Here is a 10,695-nt window from a genome sequence, read left to right as displayed (position 1 = left end):
GGATGGGCGGCGCACATCATCGAACAACGCATCGACAACAAGATCATCCGGCCGAGCGCGAATTACACCGGACCGGAGAATTTGAAGTTCCTCCCGATAAATAAGCGAAAATAGAGGGCTGCGCGATCGGATTCGATGTGAACGACAATCCACGCCGCGCTGCAATCTGTTTTCAACCCCAATGTTTTTGAAAGGTTTTTCGATGAATAAACTTCTGATCGCTGCAATCGCCGGCACGCTGGCAACGACGAGCGTCTTCGTCAGCGTCGACGCCTTCGCTGCGACGACGACCGACGCGAGCAAGGCCAAGGCCACGTCCACGGCCAAGCGTCCCGCACCGGCTCGCCGCCTGATCAAGCGCAGCCCCAAGGCCGAAGCGGCCGCTGCGGCCAAGGTCGATCCGATCCCCGAAGGTGCAGTGAAGTGGTCGTGCAAGGACGGCAATACTTTCTATCTGAAAGGCGACATGAAGCGTGACACCATCGTCACCGTGAACTGGGCCAAGAAGGACTACAAGCTGCCGCGTCAGGACACGACGACCGGCGCCGACCGCTTCCACGATACGGCATCGGGCATGGATCTCGTCGTGATCCCGTCGAAAGCGATGCTGTTCTCGGACAAAGACTCGTCGCGCCTGGCCGATGAGTGCGTGACGCCGGAAATGGCTGCGGGCGGTGCCGCGCCCACGCAGTCTGAAGCGCTCATCAAGAACGTGAACTAACTCAGGCAGCATTTACATCAGGAATCCCTCGATGTCCGCACCGACCTCCAACATCCGGCCTGATCCGGACAAGGTACTCGTCGAGATTGTCGACTACGTGCTGACTTATCGTGTCGACAGCGCGCTTGCGCTCGAAACGGCGCGCAACTGCCTGATCGACACGCTCGGTTGCGGACTCGAAGCCCTCTCCTACCCCGCCTGCACCAAGCTGATGGGACCGATCGTGCCCGGCACGATCGTCCCCAACGGCGCGAAAGTGCCCGGCACGCAATTCCAGCTCGACCCGGTTCAGGCCGCGTTCAACATCGGCGCGATGATCCGCTGGCTCGACTTCAACGACACCTGGCTCGCCGCCGAATGGGGCCATCCGTCTGATAACCTCGGCGGCATTCTGGCTACCGCCGACTGGCTTTCGCGTAACGCGATCGCCTCGGGCAAGAAGCCGCTCGACATGAAAGACGTCCTGATCGCGATGATCAAGGCGCACGAAATTCAAGGCTGCATCGCGCTCGAAAACTCGTTCAACAAGGTCGGTCTCGATCATGTGCTGCTCGTGAAACTGGCTTCCACGGCAGTCGTCGGACAGATGATCGGCCTTACGCGCGATGAGCTGATCAACGCTGTTTCCTTGGCCTTCGTCGATGGCCATGCGCTGCGCACGTATCGTCATGCGCCGAATACGGGCTCGCGCAAGTCGTGGGCCGCGGGCGACGCCACCTCGCGCGCCGTGCGTCTCGCGCTGATCGCGAAGACCGGCGAGATAGGCTATCCGTCCGCTCTGACCGCCAAAACGTGGGGCTTTTACGATGTGCTCTTCAAGGGCAACGCGTTCACGTTCCAGCGTCCGTACGGCTCGTACGTGATGGAGAACGTGCTGTTCAAGATCGCGTTCCCTGCCGAATTCCACGCGCAGACCGCGGTCGAAGCCGCGATGACCTTGCATGGCAGGCTCAAGGAAGCAGGCAAGTCCGTCGATGACATCAGGCGAATCACGATCCGCACGCACGAAGCGGCGATTCGCATCATCGACAAGAAGGGGCCGCTGGACAACCCGGCGGACCGCGATCACTGCATTCAGTACATGATCGCCGTGCCGCTGATTCACGGCCGCCTCACCGCTCCCGATTACGAAGACGCTATCGCGCAAGACCCGCGCATCGACACGCTGCGCGAGAAGATGGAATGCGTGGAAGACCCGCAATACACGAAGGATTATCACGACCCGGAGAAGCGCTCGATCGCGAATGCGCTGACCGTCGAATTCAATGACGGCACGACGCTCGATGAAATCGCGGTCGAGTATCCGATCGGTCACAAGCGCCGTCGCGCGGACGGCATACCTCTGCTCGTCGAGAAGTTCAGGACGAACCTCGCGCGCCGTTTTCCGCAGAAGCAACAGCAAGCGATCCTCGCGGCATCGCTCGATCAGGCAACGCTCGAAGCGATGCCGGTCAATGAATACGTCGATCTGTATGTGATTTAGCCTGACAGCAACCAGAGCAATTTCCTCGTCTTAGTCCAAGGAAAATAACCATGGCCCACAATCTCCACAATACGCTCAAGGAATTCGACAGCGGTTCCGGCAAAGGCAAGTTCTATTCGCTGCCCCAGCTCGGCGACGCGCTGAAGGTCAAGATCGAGCGCCTTCCTGTTTCGATTCGTCTGGTGCTCGAATCGGTGCTGCGCAATTACGACGGCAAGAAAATCTCCGAGGAGCACATCGAGCAACTCGTGAACTGGAAGCCGAACGCAGCGCGTGTCGATGAAATTCCGTTCGTGGTCGCGCGCGTCGTGCTGCAGGACTTCACCGGCGTGCCGCTGCTCGCCGACATCGCAGCAATGCGCGGCGTCGCCAAGCGCGCCGGCAAGGACCCCAAGGCGATCGAGCCGCTGGTGCCGGTCGACCTCGTCGTCGATCACTCGGTGCAGATCGACCACTTCCGCGAGCCGAACGCGCTCGACCTGAACATGAAACTGGAATTCCAGCGCAACAACGAGCGCTACCAGTTCATGAAGTGGGGCATGCAGGCATTCGACACGTTCAAGGTCGTGCCGCCGGGCATCGGCATCGTGCACCAGGTGAACCTGGAGTATCTCGCGCGCGGCGTGCACAAGAAGGACGGCGTCTACTATCCGGACACGCTCGTCGGCACTGACAGCCACACGACGATGATCAACGGCATCGGCGTGGTGGGCTGGGGCGTGGGCGGCATCGAAGCGGAAGCGGGCATGCTCGGCCAGCCGGTGTATTTCCTGACGCCGGACGTGGTCGGCGTCGAGTTGAAGGGCAAGCTGCGCGAAGGCTGCACGGCGACCGACCTCGTGCTGACCATCACCGAGATGCTGCGCAAGGAAAAGGTCGTCGGCAAGTTCGTCGAGTTCTTTGGCGAAGGCACGGCTTCGATCGGCGTGCCGGATCGCGCGACCATCGGCAACATGGCGCCCGAGTACGGCGCGACGATGGGCTTCTTCCCCGTCGATGAAAAGACCATCGACTACTTCAAGGGCACGGGCCGCACCGACGCCGAAATCGCCGCGTTCGAGCAATACTTCAAGGCGCAGAAGCTGTGGGGCGTGCCGAAGGCCGGCGACATCGACTACACCAAGACGCTCACGCTGGATCTGAGCACGGTCGCGCCGTCGCTCGCGGGTCCGAAGCGTCCGCAGGACCGCATCGAAATCGGCAACGTGAAGAGCACGTTCGTCGACCTGTTCTCGAAGCCGGTCGGTGAAAACGGCTTCAACAAGAAGGCAGCGGAGCTCGAAACCCAGTACACGACGACCGATGGCGTCGATGTGAAAAACGGCGACGTGCTGATCGCCGCGATCACCTCGTGCACGAACACGTCGAACCCGAGCGTGCTGCTCGCCGCCGGCTTGCTGGCGAAAAAGGCCGTCGAAGCGGGCCTGACGGTCGCGCCGCACATCAAGACGTCGCTCGCGCCGGGATCGCGTATCGTCACCGAATATCTGACGAAGACCGGTCTGCTGCCCTATCTCGACCAACTCGGCTTCACGCTCGCCGCTTACGGCTGCACGACGTGCATCGGCAACGCGGGCGACCTGACGCCGGAACTGAACGACGCGATCACGAAGAACGACATCGTCGCGGCAGCCGTGCTGTCTGGCAACCGTAACTTCGAAGCGCGCATTCACCCGAACATCCGCGCGAACTTCCTGGCCTCGCCGCCGCTGGTCGTCGCGTACGCGATCGCGGGCAACATCACGCGCGACCTGATGACCGAGCCGGTCGGCAAGGGCACGGGCGGGCGCGACATCTATCTCGGCGACATCTGGCCGACGAGCGACGAAGTCCACGCGCTGCTCAAGTACGCGCTGGATGCGAAGGCGTTCCGCGAGAACTACTCGCAGCTCACGAAGGACGGCGACCTGTGGAGCAAGATCGCGGGCGAAAGCGGTCAGGTCTATGACTGGCCGAAGTCGACGTACATCGCCGAGCCGCCGTTCTTCGGCAGCGACTTCTCGATGTCCCCGGCCGATTCGATCCCGGCCGTCAAGGGCGCGCGCGCGCTCGGCATCTTCGGCGATTCCGTGACGACCGACCACATCAGTCCGGCGGGTTCGATCAAGGAAACGTCGCCGGCGGGCGTCTGGCTGAAGGCGAACGGCGTGCAGAAGGCCGACTTCAACAGCTACGGCTCGCGCCGCGGCAACCACGACGTGATGATGCGCGGCACCTTCGCGAACGTGCGTATCAAGAACCTGATGATCCCGGCGAAAGCGGACGGCACGCGCATCGAAGGCGGCCTGACGATTCACCAGCCGAGCGGCGAACAACTGTCGATCTACGACGCGGCGATGAAGTACATCGACGCCGACACGCAGACCGTCATCTTCGCGGGCGAGGAGTACGGCACGGGTTCGTCGCGCGACTGGGCCGCGAAGGGCACGCAACTGCTCGGCGTGAAGGCCGTGGTGGCGCGCAGCTTCGAGCGTATCCATCGCTCGAACCTGGTCGGCATGGGCGTGTTGCCGCTGCAGTTCAAGGGCACGGACAGCGTGCAGACGCTGGGCATCACGGGCGAAGAGACCTACGACGTCGAAGGCCTCGGCGACGACTTCAAGCCGCAGCAGGAAGTCACGCTCGTGATCCATCGCAAGGACGGCAAGGAAGATCGCGTGCAGGTGCTGCTGCGTATCGACACGCCGATCGAAGTCGACTACTACAAGCACGGCGGGATTCTGCCGTTCGTGCTGCGCTCGCTGCTCGCGGCGTAAGCAAGCCTGTTTTGCAGGTGACCGCGCTCGAAAGAGCGCGGGAACATTGAACCCGGGCACGGCCGGGTTTTTTTTGTCCTACGCCTTGAAGGTCGCGAGCTTCACGGACATCGGACGGCGCCCAAGCCACACGCGGACGATTTCGGCCAAGCGCCGCGCGCCGCCCCGCGTCGAGTCGGATGCCAGCGAGAACCAGCTCGCGTCCTCCGTTCCGCTGACCCAGATCGTCGTGTAAGGCTTCAACTCGACGGATGCGCCCGCGTCCAGCCAGTAATCATCGGCTGCGCCTTCGATGGTCACCCAGATTTGCCCGCGCGTTACGCGCAGGATTTGAGGCCGGTCGATTACCCAGCGCGTCGGCGCGTCGCGCCGATCGAGTTCAAATGTGCGGATTTCACGCATGATGCTGCTCCTTCGGATCGTCTAACTGGAAGGCCGCATTCGCATTCAATAGCAGCCGTTGATCCTATTATTCGACTGATTTCGAACAGTTTGAATGAACACTTATGAACAGTTAGAGCAGAACTGTTAAGCTAAATTGGGTGAACAGTTCATATCGATCTGACACTTTAAAAACACTTCGCTTAGCCGTTCGGCCAGTCTTGACGGGGCTTTTCGGATGGGTTCGAATGACCCCACGACACTGGCGAACAGAGAAATCGAACTGTTCACCGCGATTCACTGAACAGTTTCCGACATCATGAACGCACTTCCGCTTCACATCGACGGGGGCACCGGCGTGCCGCTGACCGAGCAGATCGTCAACCAGATCGAGGCGATGATCCGCTCGCGCCGCGTGCTCGCGGGCGCGAAGCTGCCGTCGATCCGTCAGCTGGCCGCCGAGCAGCGCATCAGCCGTTTCCCGGTGATCGAGGCGTATGACCGTCTCGCGTCGCGCGGACTGATTCAGCCGAAGCACGGTTCCGGCTTCTACGTGGCCAATCACGTCGAGGAACGCGAGAGTAACGCCGGCAATTGCAATCCGCGCCTCGCCGAAGAGGAATCGAACCAGATCCTCCAGCAATTCAACTATCCCGGCGAGACGCTCAAGCTGTCGAGCGGCTTCATTCCCGAAGCGTGGCGCGACGTGGACGGTCTCACGCAGGCGATCCGCCAGTCCTCACGCGTCGACGTGCCGAGCGTGATCGACTACGCGATTCCCCACGGGGACACCACGCTGCGTCAGCAAGTCGTGATGCGCATCAACGCGCTCGGCATCGACGCCGATCTGCCGAACGTGATGATCACGAACGGCGCGAGTCAGGCGCTCGATCTCGTCGTGCGCTACATGTTGAAGCCGGGCGATACGGTGTTCGTCGAAGACCCCGGCTATTACAACCTGTTCGGGCTGCTCAAGCTGCAAGGCGTGCGGCTCGTGGGCGTGCCGCGGCTCGCGAACGGACCCGATATCGATGTCGCCGAGGCGCTGTTGAAGCAGCATCAGCCGAAGCTCTTCTTCATCAACACCGTGTTCCAGAATCCGACCGCGACGAACATCGCACCGCAGGTCGCGTTCAGGCTGCTGCAACTCGCGACGCAGCACGGCTTCACGATCGTCGAGGACGATATCTACGCCGACTTCCAGGCCGTGCCGACGCAAAGGCTCGCGTCGCTCGACCAGTTCGATCGCGTGATCTATGTCGGCGGCTTGTCGAAGACCTTGTCGTCGTCGCTGCGGATCGGCTATCTCGCGGCGAATCGCGAGCTCGTGAAGAATCTCGTCGACGTAAAGGTGCTGACGAGCCTCGGCGGCACGCGTTTCGCGGAAAGCGTCGCGGCAAGCCTGCTGGAGCGCGGCACGTATCGCAAGTATCTGGAGCGGCTGCGCAAGCGCGTGCGCGATTCGCTGTCGAGCGCGGTGCAAACGCTCGAAGGCTACGGCTGGGACGTGTTCGATGAGCCAAGCGGCGGCAACTTCGTGTGGGCGAAAGTGCCGGGCATCGACGATTCGGCCGTGCTCGTCGACGAAGCCGTGAAGTTCGGCGTGACGCTCGCGCCGGGCAGCTATTACCGCCCGAACGGCGAAGCGTGTCCGTGGGTGCGTATCAATTCGGCGTATGCGGGCGACCGGCGCGCGACGCGCTTCTTCGAAGCGATGACGGAAGCGGCCACCGCGCGCGCTTAACGCGCTTCCTTGAAGAAGCGTTCGAGCGCGTCCGTCGCGTCCTTGTCTTTCGCGAGCCGCGCGTACAGCCCCGCCGCGCCTTCATAGATGCGATGCTCGGCAAATTCATCGCCTATGAACTGCGCGATCTCCGCCATCTCCGCGACCCAGCGATACGCCTTCGGCGGCATGCGCGGCACGTTGCCCGCGAGCCACGCGGCCAGCGCGGGCTGACTCTGCGCGAGTTCGGCGAACAGCGCGTCGCCTGCGCCGTTGCGCATCGCGGCGAGCGACATCGCCGAGCCGAGCGCCGTGAGCCCCTTCGTGATGCCCGCATACGACATCTTGAGCGCCGACGCCGCGCCGACCGGTCCATCGAGCACGCGCACGTCGAGGCCTGCATCGGCGAGCGGTTGCGCGCGCCGTGCGTGCGGGCCGGACACGTAGAACTTCGGCGAGGAAGGCTGGCCGATGATCGCGCCATCGACGAATGGCGTACCGGTCGGCTCCAGCGTACGCGCGATCTTCCTGACGGTATCGGGATTGATCGCGTTGCAGTCGATGTAAAGCGGCCGCACGCTCGCGCGTTCGAGCACGGGTGCCATGCGCTCTGCGGCTTCGATCGCGACCGCGGGCGGCACGATCGACAGAATGAAGTCGCACGTCGCGAGGCTGTCGAGACTCGCGTCTTCCATGCCGGCCTCGTGTGCGCGCGATGCGCTTGCGGCGCTTCTGCCTTCGAGCGATGTCAGCACGCGCGCGCCCGCCTGCGTCAACGCGCGGCCGACGCCCGATCCCATGCTGCCTGCGCCGAGCAATGCGACGGTCAGTTGTTTCGATTGAGTCACTTGCGGGCTCCGTGTCTAAGAGAACGTGACACAGAATACCCTTGCGAGCGCAAGCATGCTCGACCTACTCGCTCGCGTCGGCCTCGTGCGAACGCAGCTTCCAGAGCGCATCGAGGCGCTTCAGCATGTCCTGTCCCTTGGGCGTGAGCAGAGGCATCGGGTCGCCGGTCGGCAGACGCCGGATTTCGACGAGCGCTTCCTGTCGAAGACGCGCGGTGCTCTGTCCGAACAACTCGACCTGATGAGGAGCGCGCTGGATCAGCATGAGCGTCGATATTTCGTGAGGGCTTAGCATTCGGTTCTCCAGGCATCGTCGAACCTATGCTAGTGAACGAAGCTGGCGATTCGGCTACATGGTTTTTTCGGCGTGTTACGTGGTTACACTCTTGAAACTGACACTTATTGCACGGCGCTTGCGTCCGGCTTTCGTTGTCATTCTATTTATTTCGACATGCTTATCATGATCAATAAAAAAGCGGCCCTTTTCAGGACCGCCCGATAAGCATCGACGCCGGCTAGCCGATCAACGATGCTCCGTCACGAACTTCGTGACGAGATACGCTTCCATCGCTTCGCTGCCGCCTTCGGAGCCGTAGCCCGAATCCTTCACGCCGCCGAAGGGCGTTTCCGGCAAAGCAAGACCATGATGATTGATCGACAGCATGCCGCTTTCGATATCGTCCGACACCGCCGCCGATATCGCTGCCGAACGCGTGTACGCATACGCCGCGAGCCCGTAAGGCAGACGATTCGCCTCGGCGATCACTTCGTCGTAGGACTTGAACGACGCGATCGGCGCGATCGGGCCAAACGGCTCTTCGGTCATGATGCGCGCGCTCATCGGCACATCGGTGAGCACGGTCGGTGCGAAGAAATAGCCTTCGCGTCCGATGCGCTCGCCGCCCGTCAGCACTTTCGCGCCGTGCTCGCGCGCATCGGCGACGAGGCGTTCCATCGCTTCGAGGCGCCGGCCGTTCGCGAGCGGCCCCATCTGCACGCCGTCGTCGAGGCCGTTGCCGACCTTGACCGCGCTCGCCGTCGCGACGAAGTGCTGCACGAACTCGTCATAGACCGATTCTTCGACGAGAAAGCGCGTCGGCGAAATGCAGACCTGGCCCGCGTTGCGAAACTTCGCCGATGCAAGCATCTTCGCGGCGCGCGGCACGTCGGCGTCCTTGAACACGATGGCCGGCGCGTGGCCGCCCAGTTCCATCGTCACGCGCTTCATGTGTTCGCCCGCGAGCGACGCAAGCAGCTTGCCGACCGGCGTCGAACCGGTGAACGAAATCTTGCGGATGGCAGGATGCGCGATCAGATACTTCGAGACATCGGCGGGCACGCCGAACACCAGATTCAGCACGCCGGCGGGCAGACCGGCATCGGCATAAGCCTGCACCAGCGCCGCGCAGCTCGCGGGCGTTTCCTCGGGTCCCTTCAGCACGACCGAACAGCCCGCCGCGAGCGCCGCCGACACCTTGCGCACCGCCTGATTGATCGGGAAATTCCACGGCGTGAACGCGGCGACCGGGCCGACCGGTTCGCGCGTGACGATCTGGCGCACCGCATCCGTGCGCGACGGAATCACGCGGCCATACGTGCGGCGCCCTTCTTCCGCGAACCATTCGATGATGTCGGCTGCCGAGAGCGTCTCGATGCGCGCTTCACCGAATGGCTTACCCTGCTCCATCGTCATGATGGCGGCAATCTGGTCCGCGCGCTCGCGGATGTTCTGCGCCGCGCGCCGCATGAGCTTGCTGCGCTCGTAGGGCGAAACCTTGCGCCATTCCTTGAAGCCGCGCGCGGCGGCATCTGCTGCGAGCGATAGTTCCGCTTCTCCCGCGAGCGCCAGGCGGCCGATCTCGGCTTCGCTCGCCGGATTGATGACGGCCGTGTCGCGCGAGCCATCGCGCCAGGCGCCGTCGATATACAGCCGGGTATTCGGATAGGCGGGAAGCTCGGAACGCGTGTTGCTCATGCAAGTCTCCTTACGAGTGACGTGGCCTGATGTTACGTTGCGCAAGATCGATTTACGCAAACGGGCATGTTATCCCGAACGCCTGAAATTCGCTGATACGCACGGCGCCGAAATGAAGCCGAAATGAAGCGCGCCCGCCGTGATGAATCCGGCGGGCGCGCATGGTGCGAATCGGGCGTGACGCTTACATCGGCGGCACGACGCCATCCTTCTCGACGACGATCCGTTGCGCCGCGAAGTCCGAACCCGACGGGCTCGCCACCACGAACACCTTCTTGCCGGGTTTCAGGTCGTCGTGCGTCGCGGGCGCGAAGGTCACGACCGGCACGTTTTCCGGCACTGTCACTGAATTCGCGCCGCCCTTGTACGACAGCTTGAGATCGCGGCCGCTCGTGCCCTGCACGACCTGATCCACGTTCGCGTTGGTCATCGAGCTTTGCGGGCCGAGGTCCCATGCATAGTGCCCTTCACCCGTGCCGCGCGCGGCTTCCGGGAAGACCAGCACTTCGGTCGCGGTGAGCTTGCCGTCCGTGCCGGTGGTCGCCGCCGTGCCGACGAACGAGCCCGGCTTGATGTCCTGCAGCTTGATGTTCTTGAGCGCGGTGACGGGCGTATCGGACTTGACGGCGATCTTCACCGTGTCGCCGCTGCGCCGATGCACGGTGAGCGTATCGCCCGACAGCGACACGATATCGCCGCGAATGCGCGCGGGTTTCGCGGCGGGCGTCTGAGCAAAGGCCGCGGATGCGAGTGCGAGCGTCACGAAGCTGACGCCGAGTTTGATTCGAATCGACATGTAATCTCCTTC

9 protein-coding genes are annotated in these 10,695 nt (G+C 62.7%); 4 read left to right on the top strand and 5 right to left on the bottom strand.

Annotated features, from left to right (window positions below):
* Positions 1–202 precede the first annotated feature (202 nt).
* Genes AWB80_RS13910 through acnA form a run of 3 tightly spaced genes read left to right on the top strand, consistent with a single transcriptional unit; the run spans position 203 to position 4,960 of the window.
* Positions 203–721: a hypothetical protein gene (locus AWB80_RS13910; RefSeq protein ID WP_061175262.1), complete on the top strand. Its 519-nt coding sequence runs from the start codon at positions 203–205 to the stop codon at positions 719–721.
* Positions 722–752: 31 nt separating this feature from the next.
* Entirely contained in the window at positions 753–2,204 is a 1,452-nt protein-coding gene (locus AWB80_RS13905) for a bifunctional 2-methylcitrate dehydratase/aconitate hydratase (protein WP_061175238.1), read from the top strand.
* A 50-nt stretch (positions 2,205–2,254) separates the two neighbouring features.
* Positions 2,255–4,960, top strand: coding sequence for an aconitate hydratase AcnA (gene acnA, locus AWB80_RS13900; RefSeq protein ID WP_061175237.1), 2,706 nt, complete (start codon positions 2,255–2,257; stop codon positions 4,958–4,960).
* Between the two features lie 78 nt (positions 4,961–5,038).
* On the opposite strand, the gene AWB80_RS13895 is transcribed toward acnA, so the two are convergent.
* The gene (locus AWB80_RS13895) at positions 5,039–5,362 is read right to left on the bottom strand and encodes a DUF2917 domain-containing protein (protein WP_061175236.1); all 324 of its coding nucleotides are present in this window, start codon (positions 5,360–5,362) and stop codon (positions 5,039–5,041) included.
* 298 nt (positions 5,363–5,660) lie between these two features.
* Here AWB80_RS13895 and AWB80_RS13890 point away from each other — a divergent pair, with 298 nt between their 5' ends.
* Positions 5,661–7,085, top strand: coding sequence for an aminotransferase-like domain-containing protein (locus AWB80_RS13890; RefSeq protein WP_061175235.1), 1,425 nt, complete (start codon positions 5,661–5,663; stop codon positions 7,083–7,085).
* Here AWB80_RS13890 and AWB80_RS13885 read toward each other — a convergent pair.
* From AWB80_RS13885 to AWB80_RS13870, 4 genes are all read right to left on the bottom strand, one after another.
* A complete protein-coding gene (locus AWB80_RS13885; protein ID WP_061175234.1) occupies positions 7,082–7,912 on the bottom strand; it encodes an NAD(P)-dependent oxidoreductase in 831 nt (276 codons plus the stop codon). The genes AWB80_RS13890 and AWB80_RS13885 overlap by 4 nt on opposite strands.
* Positions 7,913–7,976: 64 nt before the next feature.
* Complete coding sequence (locus tag AWB80_RS13880) at positions 7,977–8,207, bottom strand: hypothetical protein (protein ID WP_143328029.1); 231 nt, start codon at positions 8,205–8,207, stop codon at positions 7,977–7,979.
* A 228-nt stretch (positions 8,208–8,435) separates the two neighbouring features.
* Positions 8,436–9,887, bottom strand: coding sequence for an NAD-dependent succinate-semialdehyde dehydrogenase (locus AWB80_RS13875; protein ID WP_061175232.1), 1,452 nt, complete (start codon positions 9,885–9,887; stop codon positions 8,436–8,438).
* 184 nt (positions 9,888–10,071) lie between these two features.
* Positions 10,072–10,683: a hypothetical protein gene (locus tag AWB80_RS13870; protein ID WP_061175231.1), complete on the bottom strand. Its 612-nt coding sequence runs from the start codon at positions 10,681–10,683 to the stop codon at positions 10,072–10,074.
* Positions 10,684–10,695: the final 12 nt, after the last annotated feature.

This window comes from Caballeronia pedi (assembly GCF_001544915.2).
Lineage (GTDB): Bacteria > Pseudomonadota > Gammaproteobacteria > Burkholderiales > Burkholderiaceae > Caballeronia > Caballeronia pedi.
The sequence above is the reverse complement of the archived record's forward strand: the minus strand, read 5'-3'. Positions and strand labels throughout refer to the sequence as shown.

Bases quoted from the DNA above. Each gene is read 5' to 3' on its own strand.
- AWB80_RS13895 (WP_061175236.1), bottom strand. From the start codon at position 5,362: ATGCGTGAAATCCGCACATTTGAACTCGATCGGCGCGACGCGCCGACG.
- AWB80_RS13880 (WP_143328029.1), bottom strand. From the start codon at position 8,207: ATGCTAAGCCCTCACGAAATATCGACGCTCATGCTGATCCAGCGCGCT.
- AWB80_RS13910 (WP_061175262.1), top strand. From the start codon at position 203: ATGAATAAACTTCTGATCGCTGCAATCGCCGGCACGCTGGCAACGACG.
- acnA (WP_061175237.1), top strand. From the start codon at position 2,255: ATGGCCCACAATCTCCACAATACGCTCAAGGAATTCGACAGCGGTTCC.
- AWB80_RS13870 (WP_061175231.1), bottom strand. From the start codon at position 10,683: ATGTCGATTCGAATCAAACTCGGCGTCAGCTTCGTGACGCTCGCACTC.
- AWB80_RS13890 (WP_061175235.1), top strand. From the start codon at position 5,661: ATGAACGCACTTCCGCTTCACATCGACGGGGGCACCGGCGTGCCGCTG.
- AWB80_RS13905 (WP_061175238.1), top strand. From the start codon at position 753: ATGTCCGCACCGACCTCCAACATCCGGCCTGATCCGGACAAGGTACTC.
- AWB80_RS13875 (WP_061175232.1), bottom strand. From the start codon at position 9,887: ATGAGCAACACGCGTTCCGAGCTTCCCGCCTATCCGAATACCCGGCTG.